Source organism: Geodermatophilus dictyosporus, assembly GCF_900115505.1.
Taxonomy (GTDB): domain Bacteria; phylum Actinomycetota; class Actinomycetes; order Mycobacteriales; family Geodermatophilaceae; genus Geodermatophilus; species Geodermatophilus dictyosporus.
The window spans coordinates 240607-262529 of sequence record NZ_FOWQ01000006.1 but is presented as its reverse complement, the minus strand read 5'-3'; the positions used below and the strand labels follow the sequence as shown (position 1 = coordinate 262529).

The window sequence follows — 21923 nt, the reverse complement described above, 5'->3', positions numbered from 1 at the left end:
GTCAGCCGGCGGGAGTGGTCGCGGACAGGTCGACGCCGCGCCCGGCCAGCCAGGGCACCGGATCCACCGGGACGCCGTCGACGCGGACCTCCAGGTGCAGGTGCACGCCGGTGCTGTTGCCGGTGGAGCCCTGGTAGCCGAGCAGCGTCCCGGCGCGCACCGGCTGCCCGGCGCGGACGGTAAAGGCCGACAGGTGGCCGTAGCGGGTGGTCACGCCGGCGCCGTGATCGACCTCGACGAGGTTGCCGTAGCCGGCCAGGCCGAGGCCGCCGTCGCGGTCGCAGTAGGCGCTGGTGCACTCGGCCCGGACCACGGTGCCGTCGGCGGCGGCGTAGACCGGGGTGCCGCGGGGCCCGGCGAGGTCGACGCCGGCGTGCAGGGTGCCCCAGCGGGTGCCGTAGCCGGAGGTGACCGTGCCGGCGGTGGGCCGGATCCACGACCCCGCGGCCACGGCCAGGCCCGGGCAGATCCCGCTCGCCCCGCCGGCCGGGTCGGCGGCCGTTGCCCGGGCGGCCGGCCACAGCATCGCGGACAGCTCGCGGGCGAACGGCTCCCAGCGGGCGTAGGCACCGCCCGCGGCCGAGACCTGCACGGCCTGCGCGGCGCGGGTCAGCGGGATCGTCCGCCAGTTCGGCACCGCGACCAGCCGGCGGTAGAAGGCCTCGGCGGCGTAGACGGGGTCCATCAGCTGGGCGACGGTGCCCCAGCCGGCCAGCCAGCGCTGCTGGAAGAGGTTGACGCTGTCGTGGTCCGAGCCGACCCCGTCGTGCGGGAGGGTGAGGCTGGTCGCGGTCACCGCCGCCTGCTCAGCGGTGAGCTCCGGGCTGCTTCCGTCGTTGGCCAGCATCCGCAGCCGCGACTCCTGCCAGGCGGTGGCCAGCGCCACGGTCACCGCGTACGCGGGCAGTCCCCGGGCGGCGGCGAGGTCGGCGATGGTCTGCGCGTGGCCCATCTGGACGGCGTCCAGCGCGGTACCGGCCACGGTGGTGCCGGTGCCAGCGACCGAGCACGCCGACGAGGCCGCCGGGGAGCCCGCCTCGGGCGCGGCGAGGACCGCCAGCGGGACGAGCAGCACGGTGAGCGCGGCGAGCACCGGCACGGCCACCGGGGCCGCGGCCCTCCACAGCCAGGCCCGCGCCGCGCGCTGCGCCGTGCCGGTCATGCCGGGCCGCCGGTGAGGGCCTCGTTGGTGTAGGTCAGGCGCAGCTCGGGCGCGGTGAGGACGGTCTGCACCTGGAACGCCCGGTCCCCGACCAGCCACAGCGCCCGGCCCTTGCCGGCGACCGCCCAGCCGGTGACCACCCGCTGGGCGATCGGGGTCAGGCCGAGTGAGGCGCCGAGCTCGTCGCCGACGGCCTGGTCCTGGCCGTGCAGCACCTTCACGTCGCACAGGTGCAGCAGGTCGCGGGCGATGGCGACCGCCTGCGAGGCGGCGTCGCCGGCGGTGAGCATGTCCGAGGGCTTGTGCGCCAGCAGCATCTGCACGTCGGCGTCGCGGCGGGACAGCCGCAGGTTGGCGTCCAGGCTCTTCATCGCCTCGGGCCCCAGGCGCATCTGCCGCCAGGTCTCGTCGCGGATGACGATCCGCAGGTCGCCGGGGTCGGCGATCTCCCGCATCGCCTGCCCCCAGGAGTTCAGGCAGGTCAGCGCGATGCCCACGGCGGAGTCGCCGAGCGGCTCGAGGCGGGACAGTGACAGCGACTGGATCGGGGCGCGCCAGTCGACGGCGACGGTGGTGTGGTCGTCGAACAGCCCGGCCAGGGAGCCCTTGACCAGCGCGCCGAGCGCGTCGCGCAGCAGGCGGGTGGCGTCGAGGAAGTGCCGGCGGTCGGCGTACCGGCAGCAGGCGACGAGCTCGTCGGGGGGCTCGTCCAGCGCCCGCCACAGCCGCGGGATGGTCGGCTCGGTCAGCCGGGTGGCGGCGGTGCGGTAGCCGGTGAGCAGCCGCAGCGCCTCCCCCACCGCGGTCTCCTCCACCGGGCCGAACGGCACAGCCTGCGAGCCGACCAGGCCGCGGATGAGCACGAGCCAGCGGGCGAACACGACCGCCTCGCGGCGGCGGGCCTCGGCGGCGTCGAGTGCGTCCCAGCCGTGGCCGAGGGGGCCGAAGGCCAGCGGGTTGACCCGGGCGGGCAGGCCGGGGCCGACGACGAACGGCTCGACGCCGAGCGCCCGGCACAGCGGCTCGTACTCGTCCTTGGTGTCGCCCAGGACCAGGGTGCGGTAGCCGTAGCCGAGCATCCGCAGCGCGAACGCCTTGACCGTGGCGGACTTGCCGCGGCCGGGCTTGCCGAACACGACGACGTTGGGATTGGTGACCGGGATCGCCTCGTCGGTGACCCAGCCGACCGGATCGCAGTAGAACGCCCCGCCCGAGAGCAGGTCGATGCCCATCTGCGCACCCGTGGGCGGCAGCCCGGAGGTGGCGATCAGCGGCCACACCACCGGGGCCTGCTCCGAGGTCATCCGCCACACCGACAGCGGCGCCGGCGTCGCCGCCCGCCCCCGGCCGCAGCCCCGCGGGCCGCGCCGCGGCACGAGCTCGGCGAACGGTCCGCGGTCGCGCGCCGCCCGCGGCGGGGCGGGGACGGCGGGCAGCCGGTGGCCGAAGTCGTCGAGAAGCACCGCCACGTCCCGTCCCGACCGGGCCGCGCGGCGGATCACCGTCGCCCCCGGCGGTCCGGCAGCCCGATGCCCAGCGGGATGGCCGCGGCGGCGAAGCCGGAGTCCTGCGCCAGGTCCAGCCGCAGCGGCACGTACCCGGCACCGCGGATGGACGCGTCCAGCCGGCGGCCGTACTCGGCCACCGGCCAGGTCGACGGCACGGTGACGCAGGCGGCCAGCGCGGGGCGCACCAGCGCCCGCCCGGCGGCGAGCTTCTCGTCGGCGACGCCGATCCGCTCGGTGTCCCGCCGCTGCCGGGCGCGGGTCCGGAACCCCATCCGGGCGCGCAGCTCGTTGCCGGTGGTCGCGCTCATCACCTCCCGGCCCACCAGCCGGGTGGCCCGCTGCAGCGGCAGCGGCGCGAGGAACACCGTCAGGCAGCGCCGCTCCCCCGCCTGAGTGGGCACCAGCACCGGCGCCAGCGCCCCGAGCACCGCCCCGGAGTCGGGCAGCAGGACCGTGTCGGTGACCGACGCCCACGCGTCGTGCCGGTAGTGCCGCACCTCCGCCCGCGCCCCCGTCGGGCTGGCCGCGGCCATCGGCACCCCGGTGGCCACCGGATGCCCGTCGGCGGCGGCCAGGTCGGCGGCGATCACCTGGCCGCGGTCCCCCGGCGCGAAGCCGGTACGCACCGCGGCCGCCAGGGCGGCGGAGTCCAGCCAGGTCACCGCGGTGCAGCCGACCGGCCCGCGCAGCGCGGCCTCGACCTCGGCCATCACCCCGTGCAGCACCCGGGCGCGGCCGTCCACCCCGCCGCCGGCCTCCCGCGCCGCCCGGCCGATCCGGCCCTCGCCGACCACGACGGTCACGAACGCCTCGGTGCGCACCGCCGCCGGGGTCAGGGCCGCGCCGAGCAGCGCGTTCACCCGCGCGGCCAGGCCCGGCGCGCCGGGGTGGGTGTGGGCGCGTTCCCAGGCGGCGCGCTCGGCGCCGTCGTCGGGCACGGTGCGCACCTGCAGGGCAAGGGTGTCGACGAGCTCGGTGCGGGCGGCCAGTTCGACCAGCTCGGCCAGCCCGGCGCCCATCCGGTTCCGCTCGTCCGGCTCGGCCAGCCCGATGCCGGGATGGTCGATGCGGGCCACCGCCGCCCAGGTGCGCGCCGCCCGGTCCTGCACGATCACCGGCCGGTCGACGCCGTGTCCGTACGGCGGCCCGTCGTGCGTGCGGACGGCGGCGAGCACCCCCGGCAGGTCGGCCGCCGCCAGATCCTCGGCGGTGCCGGCGGCGGCCTTCGAGCCGAACACCGTCCAGCCCAGCGCTTGCCCGACCGCGTGCAGGCACAGGTCGGTGAACCAGCGGCCGGCCGCCCGGCCGCGGACGGGCACCAGCAGCACCGCGGCCAGCAGCGCCCACACCGGCAGCCACACCAACAACAGCCCCCACGCCTGCGCGTTCAGCGCCAGCAGCGCCGGGATGCCGGCGCCGGTGACCAGCGCCAGCTGGACACCGGTCATACCGAGGAACCAGCCGGCGACGTCGCGCGCGTAGTCGCCGTAGCGGACCGCGGTCACCGCACACCGTCCTCGTCGGAACCGTCGAGGCGCTCGACCTCACCGGGCCGGTCGGGTGCGACGTGGTCGAGGGACTGGGCGGGCCAGGCGGCGGGCGACGTCCCGCCGGGGCTCCCCGTCTCCGCCGGCGGCGGTCCGCCGTCGTCGGGACCGGCGCCGCGGCGCGGGGTCCCGGAGGCGCCCGTCCGGATCGGCGAGCCGGTGCCCCGCACCGGTCCCCGGCCGGCCGGCGGCTGCCCGTACCAGGGCGCGGAGTGCCCCACCCCGGCGACCGACAGCACGTCGGCCGCCGACGCCGCGACCCCGGCCGCCACCCGCCCCGCCTGGGCGCTACCGACAGTCAGCGCGCGCAGCGCGCCGGCGAACCGGCCGCCGGTTACCGCGTCGGCGGTCGACTCCCCCTGCGCCCGGTCCCCGGCCGTCCGGGCCGCCGCCCCCGAGGCGGCCGCCCCGCCGGCGGAGCCGGCGGCCGCGGCTCCCGCAGCCCCGCCGCCGCCGACCTTCTGCAGCGCGCCCAGCAGCCCGCCGGAGGCCGCCAGCGACGAACGCAGCGCCGCACCACTCGACGTCCCCGGATCGACGAAGGCCAGCAGCCGGAACAGCGCCAGCGGGCAGACCGCACCGAGCAGGATCAGCAGGCAGCCGACCACCGCCGTGCCGGCCGCGGACCCGGTGCTCGTCTCCTCGGCGCCGGTCACCACGCCCTCGGTGATGGTCACCCCGACCCCGAGGACCAGCACGGCGACCGGGGAGACCAGCAGCGCGGCCAGGAACCAGCGCAGGCTGCGCCAGAACCAGGCGCTCGAGGCCTGCGCCAGCAGGCCACCGGCCGAGATCGCCGACGTCGCCGCCAGCACGAGCAGCGCCGCCTCGCGGACCAGCATCAGCAGCAGGTAGCCCACGCTCGCCGGCACCAGCAGGAACACCGAGCTGATCCCGAGCACGGTGGCGACCGTGCCGTCGACCGCGTCACGGCCCACGTCGATCGACGGGTCGAAGGCGGCCAGGGAGTCGATGTCCAGCAGGGCGCGCAGCAGGCCGGCGGTCAGCCCCGAGACGCCGGTGACCAGCAGCGCCGCCACCCCGACGTAGCCGGTCCAGACCAGGCCGAACTGCGCCAGCCCGACCAGCAGCCGGCCGAGGGTCTGCCCGTCCCGGCGCAGCGCCGCCGCGCCCAGCTGCACCAGGCCGGTCACCGCGGCGACGGCGGCGCCGATGCCGAAGGTCACCGGATAGATCCCGGCCAGCGGGCCGTCCGCGGACAGGTCCGGCGTGGTCAGCGCGTCCACCACGGAGAAGGCCAGACCGAGCAGCCACAGCCCGGCGTCCCACAGCGCCAACATCGCGGCGGTCCACACGTCGCTGACCACGGCGCCGGCCGCCTCGCCGGCCACGCAGAACACGTCGGTCGGCAGGCACGGCAGGACCTCCTCCCCCGCGGCCGGGTCCGCGGGGAACGCCAGCACCGCCGGCGCGGCCGACGCCGGACCGGCGGTCGCCACCGCGTCGGCCAACGCGAGCAGGAGGGCGACGGCGAGCACCCGGCGGGCGGGCACGGCGGGGCGCCGTCCGGGCGCCGGCCTAGCCATGGCGCAGCTCCCGGTAACCGGCGGCGATCGCCGCCTCGGTGCCCGGCCAGATCGACGGTGCCGGCGCCGGCTCCAGCCCGGGGCCGATCACCCACCGCCCGCCGGTCCACACCATCCGCTGGCAGTCGGCGATCGCGGTGCGCGCGGTCTGCTCCACGGTGACGGTGAACTCGAGGTCCACGCAGACCACCGCGAAGTCCGGGCCCACGGTGCCCTTGATCAGCCCCATCGCCGGGCGGACCACGACGGCCAGCTGCGGCGATCCGGCACCGGACAGGCCCGCCGCCGACAGCAGCCGGGCCATGCCGCGCACGCCGCTCCACGTCTCCGCGGTCGGCCCGCCCGGCGCCGCCCATCCGGTGATGACCCGCCGGACGCCGTCCATCGACCCGCCTTCCATCGCCGTCACGTCGATGGCGGCCAGCTGCGCCAGCGCACCCTCCGGCGTGCGCGGGAAGCCGGTGGGCACGTCGGCCGCGCCGACGCCGGTGGCGCGCGGCAGGTCGAGGACGTCGGCGGCCTGCGTCGAGACGGGGCCGGACAGCGCGTCGTCCGGATCGGCGCTCGGCATCGGCACGGCCGCCAGCGCGTCCTGCCGGGACAGCGTCGAGGGAGGCAGGGCCCCTCGTCCGGCCGTCGGCGCGGTGGGCGCCTCGTCGGTCAGGACGGCGACGACCGCGAGGACGACCCCGGCCAGTACCGCCACCGCGACCAGCGCGCTGACCACGGCGACCGCCAGCAGCCTGGCCGAACTCCACTCCGCGGAACCGTCCGCGTCGTGATTCTTTCGGCGGCGCATCAGGTGCACCCGCTGCCGGTGATCGAGTCGAGGATCACCAGGATGACCGTGTAGGTGATGGCCACCAGCACCACCACCGCGACCCCCATGGCTCCGTACCGGGAGGCGTGCGGGTGGGAGAAGATCCGCCCGGCGAGGATCGCGCCCAGCGACACCACCGCACTGATGACGATCAGCGCCAGCACGCCCCACTTCACCCACGCCGTCACGTCATCGGCGAAGGCCTGCATGCCGGGGGGCGCCTGCGGGCAGACGGTCGCGGGCTCCTCCCCCGGCTCCTCGACGAGCGCCCACAGCGCCACCCCGGCCGTCTCGGGGACACCGAGCACCACGGCCGAGGCCACCCGGACGAGGGCGGGCGCGGTGACGAGGACGCGCACCGCCGCCGTCACCGCTGCTCTCCCTTGGGTGCGGCGGCCTGCCGGCGGTGCCGGGGAGCCGGGGGCAGGCGGGGCGCGAGCAGCGCCGCGAGGGCCCGCCCGGCGGACGCCACCGGCTTCGGCAGCCGGTCCCCGGTGAGGCCGGTGACCGCCAGCCGCCGGTCGAGGGGAACCCGCACGACCCGGCCACGGGACCGCAGGTCGCTCAGTAGCGGCCCGCGGCCGGCCTCCACCATCCGCGGCCACCGGGCCGGTCCCACCGCGGCCACCACGGGCTCGCCGCCGAGCGCGGACAAGGCGTGCTCGGCCTGCCGGAGGGCCGGCACCGTCACCCGGGTCACGACCACGTACGAGAGGCGCTGCTCGGATGTCCCGTCGGCGGCCTCGAGCCGCGCGACCGCGAGGGGCCACCCCACGTCGACCACTGAGGCCCGCTCGGCGTCGTCCGCCGCAGGAAGCCGCGGAAGCCCCTCCCTGCCGGCGCGTCGGGCCAGGCGGAAGACGTCGAGATGCCCGCGCCGGCCTTGACGCCACCCGGCACCGTCCGCGCCCAGCTCGATGCTCGACGCCACCGACAGCCCCGACTGCGCGGGCGGTGCGTAGTCGACCAGCTGCACCGACCGGTTGAGGGCCAGGCCCTCCGCGATCGCCAGCGCGACCGTCGACGCGCCGGCACCGGCATGCCCCGCCAGGACCAGCACGACGGGACCGCTGTTGTCGGCGTCGGCCCAGGGCAGGCGTATTCCATCGAAGTGAGACGTTCGGAGCTCAATCGAGGCGCCCAGCGCACCGTCGCCGACGGCAGCAGTGCTGCCTCGGCCGTCGAACACGCCAGCCCGGATCGCGAGGACGGCCGCTCTCATCGCCTCAACTGTCAGAGGCCGTGGCTCCCGGATGCCGGGGGGATGGGTGGCTGTCGCCGACGCCGGGAACATCGTGGAACGACCCGCGGGGCCCGGTGTGGTGTCGCTTCCGGACGACGCTGCGTGGAAGTACATGCCGCCGACCGTGCCGACGCGTCTCCGGTCATCCTCCAGTTGTCGTCAGCTGGCCGGTCTCCACGCCAACGGCCGTTGTCCCGCGCCTCAGTGCGGGACAACTACGAAGCGCGTCCCGGAAGGGTTCGCGCACTCAGCAGCGCCACTGATGAATCACTGGAGGACGGCGAGCTCAGCTCCGGCCTCCCATGCCGTCCCAACCTGATGGGGCCGGATCGGGACGCATAGCCCGGAGCGGGTTCGGTCAGAGGATTCGTCGCAGCTCGTCTGCCGAGGTCCTCTTCCGGCCGTGAGGTTGGGGCTTCAAGTCCCTTGTGGTGGCCCTGAGGGGAGGACGCTCGAAGCTCAACGGCCTGTACACGCGCTTGTCAGTCGAGCTTCCCCGGATCCTGCGCCGCAAGGAAGCACCAGCGCGGCAACGGTCACCGCGGCGGGTGCAGCGGCGGCTGACCGCCGACCAGGTCACCGCGCTCGTGCGCGCGTACGAGGCCGGGGCCGACATGAAGGCCCTGGCAGCCAGGTGGGGGATGCATCGGGCGACCGTCGCCGCACAGCTGCGACGCGCTGGTGTCGAGCTTCGGCGACAAGGCCTGCCGCCTGACAGGCTGCAGGAAGCCGTCCGGTTGTACGGCGAGGGATGGTCCTGTCAGCGACTGGCTGAGCGCTACGGCTGTGACGACGAGACGGTGCGCCAGACACTCAAGAAGGCCAACATCCGGCTCCGCAAGCCTTGGGAGAGGCTTTAATGACCAGTGGGTCGGACACCTCGCTAGTCCGCAGTGTTAGGAGCTTCGATGTTGAACCACGAAGAAGAATTACACTGGAAACAGTACCCAGGATACTTAGGCTTCGAGACTGACGGCAAATTCGTCTTCGCCATTCATGCGGATTGGCCGGCCTATCCCTGCGCACCGAATGGCGCGCACAGCCTCATCGATTTGGCTCAGTATCCGTTCGGGACAGAGTTCATTCAGCTGGACGATATAGACCGCAGCCTCTTGTTTCACGTCCCCTCGACCGCAGACGGAGATCCCTGGCATAAGGATGCCTATCACATTGCACTCTGGCACGAGGACCTCAACTGGTTAGCTGAACAGGGATACATCAGCGGCGCCTCGCCAGCCAACGAGCGAGAGTGGCGACAACGCCAGAAGGACCTTCTCAGGGAGCACATCAGGGAACTGCGTCACAAGGACGAACATGAGATACCTGAGGACGACGATCCGCTCAACTCTCTGTACGTTCAGCTAGAAGATGGGACCTACAAGCGTGTCGAGTTTCCGCCAGAAGAAGAGGAGTCGGACGACGATACTGATGAGGAGTGGGATTTTCGACCCTTCACGATCGTAAGCCCTGGGCGATCCATCCGCCTTACTCAAGAAGGGTGGGATAGGGCTACCGCCGAACTGGCCAGTGCTTTTACAGAGTACAGTGCAGACGATCGCTTGGGATCCCTCGTCGATTTGGGTTATTACGACACGGCGATCCGTGAAGTGGGCGTGCTACTCGAAGACCGCATGCGTTCGTTTGCTGATAACGTGAACGGCTACGGCCAGAAGCTCGTTCCATTCGTGGTCGAACGGATACGAGAGCTACGACTGACACCTGACTCCTATACTCGGTCGCTTCGAGGGCGCTTACGCACCGCGATTAAGTTCGTTCGCAATGAGTTCGCACACGCGCGCCAGGATGTACCCAAGGCTCGAGCCCTTGCCCTTTTGACGCATACGTCACTCATCATTGATGAGCTAGCGACGTTGGAGAAGCGGAAGCGGAAAGTTCTGGAGCAATAGCATGGGCACCCGAATCCAACTTGGCACCAGACTAAAGCGACGCGGTTGCACGACCCGAGGTGGGTCCCTGCCGTCAGCAACTGCACTCAACAGTCGCTGGCCGTGGCGGCACTGCCGCGCCTACTGCATTGACCGCTCGGATGCGCTGATAACGTCATCCACTCCGTAAGCACCAATCATCAGCAGTTGATCGAGTACATCGAGCAGCGCCGACCGTTCTGCCGCAGTACGAGCTTGGGCCATCCCGCGGATGATCAACGAGCTCACCTCATGGGCGTCTCCGGCGGCGCTGGTGCGGATATCGCCAGCCTCCGGGCCGAGAGCCTCGACGAACCGACGAGCACACAACAACACGAGATGGTTGACCTGATCAGGGGCCCGCTCCAGCGTGATGAGCAATTGGGGCAAAGCGTCGGCGTAGGCCGGCGAAGCAATGAGCGTCGTCAGTACGCCGTCGTAACGGCCCAGCGCATGGCCGCGCAGCACGCCTGCGACGACGGCGGCTTCCTTACGCACACCGTCATCCCCGTCGTTCAGCAGGGCAGCTAGGGCAGCGACCGCTACGTCCGTATTGTCGGTATGCGGAAGGCGCAGGGCGCATGTGCTGGCTGCACCCTGCCTGGCGGCCGCGTCGCTCCCAATCAGTACGGCGTCGAGATACTCGCTTGAGCTCCACTCCATAGCCGCGAAGGCCGCCACCTCGCCGCCAGCTTCGCGCACCTTCGCGTCGTCTGACGCCAGCATCCGCTCGATCACCGGTCGGACCGCGTCCGGCTCCTCGTTGCCCAGGAAGACCAGGATGCTCAGCACGGAATCCGTGGCAAGCAGGTTGTCGTCTGTCTCAATCAGCTGCCAGAATGCCTCGATTGCCGCTTGACGTGCATGGCGCATCGCCGCCCCGATGAGTCGGGCGACGCATGACCTGACCGGGACGGAGGGGTCTGCGGCCAATTGGTTCAGGAGCGGCGCCACGACCTCCGTACGCGCTCCATCGCTGTCAAAGACGAGGAGGTTGGCTAGGGCCTCGGCCAAGCTGCCGCGGGCCGTATTAATGCCAGAACCGCGAATATCCGCCACCTGACGGCCAGTACCATCGTCGCTCCAAACACGCGTGCCGTCATCGCCGGGATCGGCGGCCACAGCCAGGCGCTCCGTGATCAGCTCAACCATGTCGATCGGCGTCGTTTTCACGTACGGCCGGAGCGCCCAGCCCAACCAGCGGTCATTATCGTCATGACCAAAGGACGCGATGTGCCGAATAGCGTCGAAGACCGCACCTTCATCGTCAATCGGCTCCGCGTCACCGAGTCCCATCAGAATGGCATCGCCATAGGCCGGATTGGTCCCCGGTGTCAGTTGGAGCGCCAAGCGGGCGAAGCGGTCAGGCGCTAGCTTTGTCTCCTCACGCAAGACGCGCGACAACTCGACGGCCCCGCCGGTGAAGGTACGGAAGTCCTCGCGCTCACTGGCATGCGTGGCCATGGCCTTGAGCCAGTTGTTGTCTTTCATGTGCCGCGCCGCCTCCGGGGCGATCGGCGAACCAATCGTTCCGGACGTCACCCCTGCTGGCTCCGAGGGCTGCTGCATGCCGGAAGCGCGTCGTAACTCCAGGAGGCGGCGACGGCCCACCTCCGACAGCCGCCCTTCGTCAAGGGCTGACAGCAGGTTGAAGGCGTACCAGCCGGGACGCCGCGCCTCCCAGGAGAAGCGCAGGTCTCGGACGGCGGCTTCAAGGCGTCCGAACAATTCTTCGCTGACATGAGGGCTGATCGCTTGTAGGACTTCACGGGTCATCCAGACGACGTTGGACACGTTGCCGGACAGCAGTCGATGCGGTTCCTCCAGCAGAAGCTCGGCCGCCCACTCGGCGTACGCTGCTCCACCAGCTACCAGGCCCTGGTAGAGCAGCCACTGGGCGGTGTCATGCGGATCGCCAGCCAGTCGCTCGAGCGTCGCGCGCATCGCCCTTGGATCAGCTGCAACCAGCGCGCGAATCGCTGACGTCAGACCGGCGAGGAGCACGTCATCTAGGTCGGTGTCGGACTCCCATCCGGGAAAACGATGGGTGTACTGGGCGTCCGGAAGCGGCCCTTCGTGGCCCTCACGTGCCTCGTAGGCGGTCACCGCGATGACCTGGAGCACGTATGGCAGCAGAGTGTCAGTGAACGCACGGGGCGCACCGGCAGCCGCCTGCCGGACCAGCTCCGCCGCCTCATACTCGCGCGCTTCGAGAGCGCGGACCTTGCCGCGCTCCGTCAGCGCGAAGGGGTCCGCCCGGTGAAGGAGGAAGGCGGCGAGTACCTCGACGGCCCAGTCGGGACGCTCTTCAGCCAGGCCGTGCACCGATAGCCAAAGGTCATGCTCGAAGCCGTCGTATTGGCCTTGCCTGATGGCTTCGAGGAACAGGTCGAAGAGCCGACGGCTCTGCGGTAGCGGCGCACGCCATGCCACCCAGCGCAGCCAGGCCGGGTACGTCGGCGCCTCCCGGTGCTCTGCCACAAGCTCGGCCAACCGGTCCGGCGACGTGCGACCGGCGCTCGTCATGAAGGTCAGAGCGCGTGTCTGGGCGACTTCCCCGCCACGAAGCCACCCGCCGACTTGGCCGTCGGCATCAAGCCGGGCGAACCAGGCCGGCGTCCTCAGGTGACTCCACAGCCGGTCCTCGTACGGCGGATGGCTGGCCGCGACGTTGAGCAGCAGGTCAGCCTCCACCGTAGTCGGGTCGCTGACATTGCCCAGCACTGCCAAGGCCGCATCTTTGATATGGAAACGGATGCCATCGCTGGCCAAGAGTGCCCGGACCTCCTCTTTGAAGCGGTCCGGCTCGGCGTCCCGAAGGTGGGTGATGATCTGCCGCACCTGCGCGCGCCGGAACAGCTCCTGTTCGCCCTGGGTTAGGAAATCGACCAGCGACTCGTCGCGGCCGACCCAATGCCGGGCGAAGGCGTAGTCGAAGAAGGTCTCGTGGAAGAAGGCGATCTCGCGGCCGTCGCGGACAAGCACATGCTCGGACACCAAGACGTCGGCATCATTCGCTAGGTCATCCCGATCGAGCACGGTCATCGGCACTGATAAGCGCTGGCGCCGGCTGATCGCTTCGGCGACGGCCGAGACCACCGGCTCGAAGCGCGCGCCTGTCCGCCGCGCCGCTACGTTCCGGCGCTTGCGGTCCCAGTAGGCATCAAAGAGGTGGCCGCCAGTCTGGAATGCCAGGGCGTTCGGTTCGCCAGCCACGGTGGCGAGCAAGACGAGGTGAAGCGGTGCCTGCAGCAGCTTCCGCTGCTGAGCCGTGAGGGCCTCGGCGTAGAGGCCCATGGCAGTGACGGCAGCGTCGACCTGAGCGTCGGTCAACGGGCCGACTGCGACGATCGCTGAGCCCGGCCGCGTCGCCAGACCGCGGATCCGCTCGTCGTTGTCGACGTCGAACTTGCGGCAGGCCATGACGACCCGCATGTCCGGGAAGACTGTCGCTTCGCGGATGACAGCGGCGATGACATCGAAGGTTCCGGGCATCCGTCCCGAGGCAAGACTGACCGCGTCTAGCTGGTCAATGACGAGCAGCGACGGTCGCTCGCCGGCTGCAGCAGCCAGCGCGGCCACAGGCGACACCTCGAGGCCGAGCCGACTCCCGAGTTCGGCCGTTGATGCGAAGGGCTCCAGCCGATCAAGCCGGAAAGCCAGCACCAGCAACCCTTGGGCCTGTACCTCCTCAACCGCTTGATGGAGCACGCCCGTCTTGCCGCCGCCCGCAGCGCCGACGACGACGACGAGTAAATCGTCGCCTTCGCCTAGAGCGAGCCGCTGTAGCTCGGTTGCCTCGTCACGCGGAATTACGGGCTCCAGCAACTCTGTCTTGACAGCTGCCGACCAGCCCGCGGTGACGGCGTTGACTTGGTCGGTGATGGCTGCGCCACGCACCGCCGTCGCACGCCGCAGCCCATAGCCCGCGAGCCGATGAGTGATAGCCGCCGCGGTCAGCTCGACGCCGAGGTTGTGGACGACGAGGTCACCCAGGCCGGCCGCAGCGAGCCGCCCGTCTGCACCATCGAGCAGCAGCCCGGAGAGCGCCGCGTTTCCCTCGATAAGTTCACGCTCATCCGGCCACTCGATCCAGGTGCCCCGCAGTACTTGCCACGCGGTCTCGGCCGACCCGAGAATCTTCGGCGAGGACAGCTCCGTGAAGGCGTCGCGCATCGGCTGGTTAGGCAGCCAGTCCTTGGTGAAGGCATCGAGCGATGCCGAGCGCCGAGCGTTGCCGGAGAGCTCGCTTAGGACCCGGGACGGCACCTCGGAGACGAAGTGGAATTCGCGGCCGGCCAGGACGTGATAACGGGCGTTCGGCCAGATTTCGAGGTTGGCGAGCGACCGTACGGACCAGCTGTTGACCAGCTTGTTCTGCCGCTTCAGCTGGTGGGCCTCGACCGCCCCGTTGCGGCGGTAAGTGAACTCCGATCCCAGCGCTAAGTCTTCGACGTCCTCAACGGTAATTGAGTCGGCCCTGCCCATGAGGACATAGAGGACATGGCGCACCGTCCAGGCACCCTCGTAGCGGTTGCCATACTTGTCGGCCTCACCTCCGGGTCGTGGCGACATATAGTCAGCTGCCCTCCTGGGCAGGATGGGTCCAAGCCTCGTCTGCAAGCGGTGCGGCGTTCAGTTCGTCACGACGAGAACGCCAGTCTTGGAGAAAGCCATCCATCAGTGTCGTAAAACGCTCGCCATGGTTGCGCTCAAGCAGGTGCGCCATCTCATGCACGACGATGTACTCCAGCGCCCGCGGGTGCTTCTTGGCGAGCTCCAGGTTGAACCAGATGTGGCCCGTCTCCCGGTTACAGGAGCCCCACTTCGTCTTCATGTGGCGGATGCTCCAGCGCGGCACCTCTCGGCCCACCACCGGCTCCCAGTGGCGGATCAGCGGCGGGATGGCCTCGCGGAGCTGCCGACGTTGCCAGGCCTCCAATAGCTTGCGCCGTGCCTCGGTGTTGGTCTCAGGCGGCACGTACAGCAGCAGTCGGTCGCCATCGAGCTCGATGTGGCCCCGACCGGGTCGCTCGATCACCCGCAGCCGGCGGCGGACGCCCCAGACGTAGTGGGACTCACCTGAGACCATCGCCCGCTCGGACTGGCGCTGGGCGCTCCGCAACTCGCCACGCTTGCGCTTGATCCAAGGCAGCCGCTGGATGACGGCCAGTCGGATCTGGTCCTCGTCAAGACGACGCGGCGCCGCCACCCGCACCCGGCCCATCGGCGGGTAGACGCCGATGTGGAGATGCTTGATGTCCTTATAGACGACGTCGACGTCGATGCCGCCGACGGTCAGGTAGGCGCTAGCGGTACTCATGGCGCGCCTTGACTAGGTCGAGCAGCTCCTCCAGCCGGTCGAAGTTGGCAGGCAGTGCGGCCTTCACGGCGTTCCGGACCTTGCGCTCTTTGATCGCGCTGCCGACCCACGAGTCCGGCTTCGACTCCCGCACCGTCCGATCGACCGCCCTCGCCAGGTCAGGCTGGTCCTCGAAGAAGTCCAGTAGCGCCTTCTTGGCGCCGCTGTCCGCCCAGTCGGGGTACTTGGTGTCCGACTCCTTGCTGCCGAGCTGCTTGGCAGCCTCGAGCAGCTTGGCCAGGTATGCCTGGTAGTCGAGCGCCCCCTGACGACGCTCCTCGATGAGGGCGCTGAGGAGCTCGGACATCTTGTCGTAGTACTTCGGGTTGAGCGCCCGCTCGTCGACGATGACCTTGCGCATGTTGTTGACGATCGCCTCGGCGACGGCCGTCTTGTCTTGCTTGATGCCCGGGGGCAGCTTGTCAATGGCGCCAGCGCCGAGCTGCACAATGAGCTGGATCAGGCCGGTGTCCTCGAAGTCGGACACCACCTTGGAGGCCCCGGCTTGGATGTAGGTGTCGAGCAGGAAGCGCATGCCCGCCTCGTACTGCTTGAAGTCGACGTTCTCCTTGGCCGTCAGCTTGACTTCATCTCGGATGGCGACGTACTGCGCGATCTCCGCCTTGATGGCTGTCGCCTCGGCGTCGGTGTAGCCCGCCGCGTCGAGCTCGTTGGCGATGTTGGCAAACGCTCGGGTGACCGCTGCGACTGCCTTGTACAGCTCGACTCGCTTCGGTTCGTTGGCCTTCAGTTGCTCAATGTTGCCGGCATCAACGGCGCAGAAGTAGTGCTGGTACTGCAGCGTGTTACGCGGCGACTCCACCGCCTCACACAGGAGCCGGATGTGCTCCAGCGCCGCGTCAAGCTCCTCCCGGCCCTTGGCGACGCGGTCGGTTAGGAGTCCCTTGATGTCCTCGTCGTCGTAGCCGTCCAGGGCGCCGCTCGTGTAGTCGGTGATGGCCGACTCGAGGCTGTTGAAGAGGTCCTGATAGTCGACGATGTAGCCGTAGTCCTTGTCGTCGCCATCCAGACGGTTGACGCGGCAGATGGCCTGGAAGAGGCCGTGGTCACGCATCTTCTTGTCGATGTACAGGTAGGTGGCGCTTGGCGCATCGAAACCGGTCAGCAGCTTGTCGACGACGATGAGCAGGCGCATCTGGCCCGGCTCCTCGATGAAGCGCTTCTTGACGTCCTTCTCGAACTCCTCGACCTTCGTCATGGCGACGTCTTCCGGCTCGCCGAAGTGGTCGGCCAGCATCCGGCGATAGATGTCGTACTGCCGAATTTTCTCCGACTTGCCCGCGCCGGCGTCTTCCTTGGCGATGTCCCCGGCGTTCGGGGCGTAGCTCGTCACAATGGCGCACTTGCCCTTGAAGCCGGCGTTACAGAACAGTTCGTAGAACTTGCAAGCCTGGTAGATGCTGGCGCCGACCAGGATGGCGTTGCCGCGCCGGTCCATCAAGCGGGGCTTGGTCTCCATGTCAAGCAGTATGTCGTTGACGATTTGCTTGGCCCGGGGCTCGCTGGAGACGACTTTCTGCATGGTGCCCCAGCGTCGCTTCAGCTCGGCCTTCGACAGGTCGGTCATGCCCTTGGTCTTGACGTCGAACCACTTGTCGACCGCTTCCGGCGACGTCAGGTCCTGGTCGATGTTGCGCGCCTCATAGCGCAAATCAAGCACGACGCCGTCCTCGACGGCCTCGTCGAACTTGTAGGTGTGAATAAAGGACCCGAAGGTCTCGATGCTGGTCGCCTTGTCCGCCTTCAGCAGCGGCGTGCCAGTGAAGCCGATGAACAGCGCGCCTGGCAGGAGCTGTTTCATCGCGTCGTGCATCTTGCCGGACTGGGTGCGGTGCGCCTCGTCGACGAAGACAAACAGATTGCCCTTGGCCCGAAAGTCCTTCGGCAGCTTGGCGTTCAGCTCGGCCAGGAAGTCGCGCTCGGCATCGTCCCGGACCGCCTCGTCGCCAGTACCGCGGAACTTGTGAACCAGCGAGCAGATTAGGGGCTCTGCCGACGAGTTGAGGGTGGCTAGCAGGTCCGCGCCGCTGTCCGTGCGATAGATCTGCTCCTTGACGCCGTTGAAGACTCCCTCGATCTGCTCGTCGAGCTCGGTGCGGTCGGTGATGAGCAGGACGCGCGGGTTGGTGCCGACCTGCGACTCGCGGATCCACTTGGCCAGCCAGACCATCGTCAGGGATTTGCCGGAGCCCTGGGTGTGCCAGATGATCCCGCCCTCCCTGGTCGCGATGCGGGCCTGCGCTGCCTTGACGCCGAAGTACTGGTTCGGCCGGCAGGTCTTCTTGACGCCCGAGTCATAAACCATGAAGTCGTGGATGACCTCGAGTAAGCGATGCTTGGCACAGAGCTGCACCAGCGCCTCATCGAGGCGTCCCTCGACGCCGGCACCCTCGGCGTCGAGCTGGGCGCGCGTGGCCGGATCGATGTCCTCGGTCAGCCGCCAGTGCAGCCAGTACTTCTCCGGCGTGTCGATGACGCCGTAGTGCAGGCCTTCGGAGTCGTTGCCGGCCAGCGTCAGCTGGACCGTCGAGAAGAAGGGGCGGATGAACTCCGGCTTCTGGTTGCCGATCGTCTGGCGGATGCCCTCGGACGCCGAGACAGTCGAGCGCTTCAGTTCGAGGGTGACGAGCGCCAAGCCGTTGACGTACAGCACCACGTCCGGCCGCTTGGTGTGCTGACCGAGGACGGTCACCTCCTCGACGACGACGAAGTGGTTGGCCTGCGGGTTGGCCCAGTCGATGAGCCAGACGGTCTCGTAGTGCTCGCTGGCGCCCGGCTTGACCTTCACGCCGTAGCGCAGCAGGTCATAGACGGCCCGGTTCGCCTCGTAGAGGTCGCGGCTGCCGCCCAGGGCAGCCGCCTTCTTCAACTGGTCGAGCGCCTTGGTGATTAGGTTGTCGTCGTGGCCGCGGGTCCGCAGGTTCTGAGCGAGTAGCTCGACCTCGATGTTCGCGGTGCCGGCACGGGTCTCCCAGTTGCCGAGGTAATCGTAGCCCAGCCCGTCCCGCATTAGGGCGACGACGCGGTTCTGCGTCTTCCGCTCAATCTGGCCGACGTCGCTCATGCCGGCTGCACCTGGTTCGGTAGCCGTGTCCTGCCCGTCAATAGCTCCTGCATAATCCCCTGCTTTACCGACAACGTCTTGCTCAACCTTGCGCTGAGCATGCGGATTTCGTGCTCAGCATCCTGGACCGCGACCATGATGGCACGCTGTTCATCCAAGCGCGGCGTCAGTAGGCGAACGCGACTCAATGATTTCCCGTTGGTTAACGCTCGCGTCGTGTACGAGGCCGACGCCGTGACCTGTCGTCGGACATCATCGAGCTGGAATAGATAAGCGAGGAACCGCGAGTCAAACGAAGTAGACCGCGGTCGTCCTCGCAAGATGAACCCACTGAACGCCGCGTCAGGTATGTCGTCTACAAGCACCGCAGCCGTGCCAACCTCTTCAATTGTTTCAGACGTCCTTGTGAAGAAGACGTCACCGCATCGCGCGGAGAACCGCTTAGTCTCGTCACGCGTAAGCGTGACCCGCCCCGCCACGTCCGCGGCCGTGATGATGGGGCCGTTCATGACGTCCATAAAGTTGACGATGGGAGTTCCACGTCCGAAGAACTGACTCGCCTTATTGAGGCCGTTCTTGAACTCCAGTAGCTCTGCGACGGCCACCTCTCGCCACGGCTCAGTAAAGCCTGGGAGGCGAACACTGCCAGTCAGGAGCTGCTGCATGATGCCCTGCTTGATCGCAAGCTTCTTCGAGATTAGACGCTCAAGGGTGCCGATCAGGTCGTCGACGTCCTGTAGTACGTCGCCAATCTTGCCCTGCTCCGGCTGTGGCGGCAGGGGCAGCGGCATTTGGATGAACTTCTCACGTGGAAGGTGCGCAATACTCGTCTGCGTTACGAAGTCGGCGAAGGCGCCCGTTGAGGACCAGTAAGCCAGCAGCGCCTGCATCAGGCGAACATCGTAGCCATGTTTGGCACGAAGCCGATGGAGGGCCTTCTGGAAGTAGCATTCGGCCAACTCGTTTCGCCAGATCGCGCCTCGTCCGACTTCACCACCCTCACAGACTAGGAGGTCGCCGTCTCGCAATCGGTAGCGCTGAATATCTGCCCGGCTCATGGGCACAACGCCGCCAGCCGAGACATCAATCCGTCCCCACTGAACAGCCCGGTTTCCCAAATATGGTTTTGGCACTCCGACATTCTTGGCCGCGTCGAGCATTTTCCCAAGCTGCACGTCGAATTGCTCGCCTACGGTCGACGTCGCCCATGTCGAAGTCATACTTCGACCCCCATCGCGGAGAGGTGCCGTGCAACCTTCAGCTCAAGACCGTTCAATTCGGCATCCAGTGCACTTACAGTCGCCGCATAGCGGTCACCTAGTTGCTTGATGCGTGCGACAAGATCAAGCGTGAGAGCCTCAACCTCACCGACCACTCGGTGCGATACAACAGCCCTCCATTTGTCGTCAAGCACGAGCTGCTTAACGTCGGGCTCGGTTAGATCGCCGTACTTATTGATAGTCGCAAGGTTGAGCTCCGCCTCTGCATCCCTGGCTGCCTTCTTGGCATCCGCCTCCGCGTTATACAGCGTAGTGGCGCGTCGCAGCGCCACTATTTCGTCGGAATCACCGCCGGCCGTGACGGCCTTGAGACGTGCTGCGACGAGAGCCTTCGAGATCTTGTCATCATCCATGGCGTCGGCGAGCAGTCCCTCCTCAACGGCGTGCTCTTCGACGTACTCCTCGACGGCGCGGGAGGCTTCCGCTGCTGCAACGGTGAGTTCGTCGAGTTTGGCCTGCTCGTCGGCGAAGTAGCGCGCGACAACCAGGTTTGGCGGAATGAGGTCCATCTTGTACTTGGCGGCACTGCGGCCAGCACCAACCACTAGATCAGGTGTCTCGGAGAGTTTGCGCTCCTTATCCTCGATGGCCGTCCGGGGCATAGCGGCGTCCCGCCAGCCGTCGCTCATGATGAGATAGACGTCGTCGTGCATGGTGTCGTGCCAGTAGGACATGAGTTGCTCGTAGACGTCGTACTCGTCGAGTAGCGGCATCGGCTTGAAGCGTGCCAGAAGATTGTCGCCGAGAGTGGTGATCAGATCACTCGGCTTTGTGTCTGCAGTGATGCCGGCGAGCGCGTCACGGTGCGCGGCGAACCAGTCCTCGATGATGCCTGCGGCTTCGTCGCGCAGCTTGTGGAAGCCTGGGGCGTCGAAGATGGCCTGCTGCACCGCGCCGACATCGATGGCGAGGTCGCTGTAGCCGGGACGGTTGGGGCTGAAGATCTGGCTGCGGAGTTGTGGAAAGGCGTCCCAATAGTTCTGCAGGGCATCGAGGTCGCGGTCGGGGATGCCGCCACGCAGGTGGGCACTCAGGTCCTGCAGATCCTCGGGCTCGGAGGAGTCGATGTAGCCCGGGATATTGAGGTTGTAGTCGTGCTTCGGCTTAGCAATCTCGCTCATCGGCACCATGCGCGAGTAGCGATCGATCTCGATCTGCTTATTGAAGGTATCGACGATTTTGTGCAGGTCCTGGCTGCGTAGGCGGTTCTTGTTGCCGTCCTTAATGTACCCCTTGGAGGCGTCAATCATGAATACACCCGCTCGGCCAGCGGCGTTCTCCTTATCGATCACCACGATGCAGGCCGGGATCCCAGTGCCATAAAACAGGTTTGGTGGCAGGCCGATAACGCCCTTGATGAAGCCGCGCTTGAGCAGGTTGCGGCGGATCGTGGCCTCCGCGTTGCCGCGGAAGAGAACGCCGTGAGGCAAGATGACCGCAGCTTTGCCAGTGCTCTTAAGCGATTTCAGGACGTGCAGTAAAAAGGCGTAGTCACCGTTCTTCTCTGGCGGACGGCCGTACTCAAAGCGGTCGTAGGTCTTCTCGAGGCCATTGCTCCACGACTTGACCGAGAACGGCGGGTTAGCGACGGCAAAGTCGAAGGTCGTCAACTGGTCGTTCCGCGTGAAGGCCGGGCTCGTGATGGTGTCGCCCTTCATGATGCCCTCGGCAGCCACTGGGTCGCCGTGCAGGATCATGTTCATCTTGGCCAGCGCCCAGGTGGCGTTGTCCTTCTCCTGGCCATAGATGGTGATGCCGCGCGGCGCCTCATCGGCCACCTTGAGCAACAGCGAGCCGGAGCCGCAGGTCGGGTCGTAGACCGTCTGGTCCTGGCGAGTGTCGGCACCGATGCCGACGACCTTGGCCAAGATGCGCGAGACCTCGGCCGGCGTGTAGAACTGGCCCTTGCTCTTGCCGGAATCAGTGGCGAAGTGGCGCATCAGGTACTCGTAGGCGTCACCGAGCAGGTCATCGCCTTCGGCCCGCGAGCCCTTGAAGTCGAGTTCGTCGAAGATAGTGACCAGCTTGCTCAGCCGGTCGACCATCTCCTTGCCCTTGCCGAGTTTCTCCTCGTCGTTGAAATCGGCGAGGTCGATTACGTTAACGAGGTTGTTGGCCTCGGCGAGGGCGGTGACGACCTTGTTGAGCTTGTCGCCGATCTCTTTGTCCTGGCGGGCGGCCAGCATGTCCTCGAAGGATCCGCCGACCGGCACGTCAATCAGGCTGTTCGGATCTTTGGCCTTATCCGTCACATACTTTACAAAGAGCAGCGTCAGGATATAGTCCTTGTACTGCGAGGCGTCCATGCCTCCGCGCAGCTCATCGCAGCTGCGCCACAGCGAGCTATACAGGTCGGACTTCTTTAGGACCACTGGAACCCCTGACGTCGTGCCGTAATGGTGAGGAATGACTGGCCAGACATTTATCCCATCTTAACATAATGG

14 protein-coding genes are annotated in these 21923 nt (G+C 68.2%); 2 read left to right on the top strand and 12 right to left on the bottom strand.

The window, feature by feature from the left end; genetic code table 11:
* Nucleotide 1: 1 nt before the first annotated feature.
* Genes BMZ33_RS16025 through BMZ33_RS15995 form a run of 7 tightly spaced genes read right to left on the bottom strand, consistent with a single transcriptional unit; the run spans nucleotide 2 to nucleotide 7806 of the window.
* A complete protein-coding gene (locus BMZ33_RS16025; RefSeq protein WP_091112637.1) occupies nucleotides 2-1162 on the bottom strand; it encodes a M23 family metallopeptidase in 1161 nt (386 codons plus the stop codon).
* Nucleotides 1159-2664, bottom strand: coding sequence for an ATP-binding protein (locus BMZ33_RS16020; protein ID WP_091112633.1), 1506 nt, complete (start codon nucleotides 2662-2664; stop codon nucleotides 1159-1161). The genes BMZ33_RS16025 and BMZ33_RS16020 overlap by 4 nt, the downstream gene beginning before the upstream one ends.
* Entirely contained in the window at nucleotides 2661-4175 is a 1515-nt protein-coding gene (locus tag BMZ33_RS16015; RefSeq protein WP_169064421.1) for an SCO6880 family protein, read from the bottom strand. The genes BMZ33_RS16020 and BMZ33_RS16015 overlap by 4 nt, the downstream gene beginning before the upstream one ends.
* Complete coding sequence (locus BMZ33_RS24510; protein WP_091112629.1) at nucleotides 4172-5764, bottom strand: hypothetical protein; 1593 nt, start codon at nucleotides 5762-5764, stop codon at nucleotides 4172-4174. The genes BMZ33_RS16015 and BMZ33_RS24510 overlap by 4 nt, the downstream gene beginning before the upstream one ends.
* Nucleotides 5757-6563: a hypothetical protein gene (locus BMZ33_RS16005; protein ID WP_091112625.1), complete on the bottom strand. Its 807-nt coding sequence runs from the start codon at nucleotides 6561-6563 to the stop codon at nucleotides 5757-5759. Before BMZ33_RS16005 ends, BMZ33_RS24510 begins: the two co-directional genes overlap by 8 nt.
* Entirely contained in the window at nucleotides 6563-6955 is a 393-nt protein-coding gene (locus BMZ33_RS16000) for a hypothetical protein (protein ID WP_091112622.1), read from the bottom strand. The genes BMZ33_RS16005 and BMZ33_RS16000 overlap by 1 nt, the downstream gene beginning before the upstream one ends.
* The gene (locus BMZ33_RS15995) at nucleotides 6952-7806 is read right to left on the bottom strand and encodes a hypothetical protein (RefSeq protein ID WP_169064420.1); all 855 of its coding nucleotides are present in this window, start codon (nucleotides 7804-7806) and stop codon (nucleotides 6952-6954) included. Before BMZ33_RS15995 ends, BMZ33_RS16000 begins: the two co-directional genes overlap by 4 nt.
* Before the next feature lie 569 nt (nucleotides 7807-8375).
* On the opposite strand from BMZ33_RS15995, the gene BMZ33_RS15990 reads away from it, so the two are divergent.
* Both BMZ33_RS15990 and BMZ33_RS22770 read left to right on the top strand, forming a co-directional pair.
* Nucleotides 8376-8687, top strand: a complete 312-nt coding sequence (locus BMZ33_RS15990) for a helix-turn-helix domain-containing protein (RefSeq protein WP_091112618.1) — start codon at nucleotides 8376-8378, stop codon at nucleotides 8685-8687.
* A 48-nt stretch (nucleotides 8688-8735) separates the two neighbouring features.
* The gene (locus tag BMZ33_RS22770) at nucleotides 8736-9734 is read left to right on the top strand and encodes a hypothetical protein (protein WP_136697315.1); all 999 of its coding nucleotides are present in this window, start codon (nucleotides 8736-8738) and stop codon (nucleotides 9732-9734) included.
* Between the two features lie 120 nt (nucleotides 9735-9854).
* On the opposite strand, the gene BMZ33_RS15985 is transcribed toward BMZ33_RS22770, so the two are convergent.
* From BMZ33_RS15985 to BMZ33_RS15965, 5 genes are read right to left on the bottom strand one after another with little or no spacing between them, the layout of a single operon-like run.
* Complete coding sequence (locus BMZ33_RS15985) at nucleotides 9855-14327, bottom strand: NACHT domain-containing protein (RefSeq protein ID WP_091112614.1); 4473 nt, start codon at nucleotides 14325-14327, stop codon at nucleotides 9855-9857.
* 4 nt (nucleotides 14328-14331) lie between these two features.
* Complete coding sequence (locus BMZ33_RS15980) at nucleotides 14332-15075, bottom strand: M48 family metallopeptidase (protein ID WP_091112610.1); 744 nt, start codon at nucleotides 15073-15075, stop codon at nucleotides 14332-14334.
* Nucleotides 15062-18199, bottom strand: coding sequence for a type I restriction endonuclease subunit R (locus tag BMZ33_RS15975; RefSeq protein WP_091112607.1), 3138 nt, complete (start codon nucleotides 18197-18199; stop codon nucleotides 15062-15064). Before BMZ33_RS15975 ends, BMZ33_RS15980 begins: the two co-directional genes overlap by 14 nt.
* Nucleotides 18196-19419: a restriction endonuclease subunit S gene (locus tag BMZ33_RS15970; RefSeq protein WP_091112603.1), complete on the bottom strand. Its 1224-nt coding sequence runs from the start codon at nucleotides 19417-19419 to the stop codon at nucleotides 18196-18198. The genes BMZ33_RS15975 and BMZ33_RS15970 overlap by 4 nt, the downstream gene beginning before the upstream one ends.
* Complete coding sequence (locus BMZ33_RS15965; RefSeq protein ID WP_091112599.1) at nucleotides 19416-21851, bottom strand: type I restriction-modification system subunit M; 2436 nt, start codon at nucleotides 21849-21851, stop codon at nucleotides 19416-19418. The genes BMZ33_RS15970 and BMZ33_RS15965 overlap by 4 nt, the downstream gene beginning before the upstream one ends.
* Nucleotides 21852-21923 lie beyond the last annotated feature (72 nt).

Bases quoted from the DNA above. Each gene is read 5' to 3' on its own strand.
- BMZ33_RS15995 (WP_169064420.1), bottom strand. From the start codon at position 7,806: ATGAGAGCGGCCGTCCTCGCGATCCGGGCTGGCGTGTTCGACGGCCGA.
- BMZ33_RS16025 (WP_091112637.1), bottom strand. From the start codon at position 1,162: ATGACCGGCACGGCGCAGCGCGCGGCGCGGGCCTGGCTGTGGAGGGCC.
- BMZ33_RS15970 (WP_091112603.1), bottom strand. From the start codon at position 19,419: ATGACTTCGACATGGGCGACGTCGACCGTAGGCGAGCAATTCGACGTG.
- BMZ33_RS15975 (WP_091112607.1), bottom strand. From the start codon at position 18,199: ATGAGCGACGTCGGCCAGATTGAGCGGAAGACGCAGAACCGCGTCGTC.
- BMZ33_RS22770 (WP_136697315.1), top strand. From the start codon at position 8,736: ATGTTGAACCACGAAGAAGAATTACACTGGAAACAGTACCCAGGATAC.
- BMZ33_RS15980 (WP_091112610.1), bottom strand. From the start codon at position 15,075: ATGAGTACCGCTAGCGCCTACCTGACCGTCGGCGGCATCGACGTCGAC.
- BMZ33_RS24510 (WP_091112629.1), bottom strand. From the start codon at position 5,764: ATGGCTAGGCCGGCGCCCGGACGGCGCCCCGCCGTGCCCGCCCGCCGG.
- BMZ33_RS15985 (WP_091112614.1), bottom strand. From the start codon at position 14,327: ATGTCGCCACGACCCGGAGGTGAGGCCGACAAGTATGGCAACCGCTAC.
- BMZ33_RS16005 (WP_091112625.1), bottom strand. From the start codon at position 6,563: ATGCGCCGCCGAAAGAATCACGACGCGGACGGTTCCGCGGAGTGGAGT.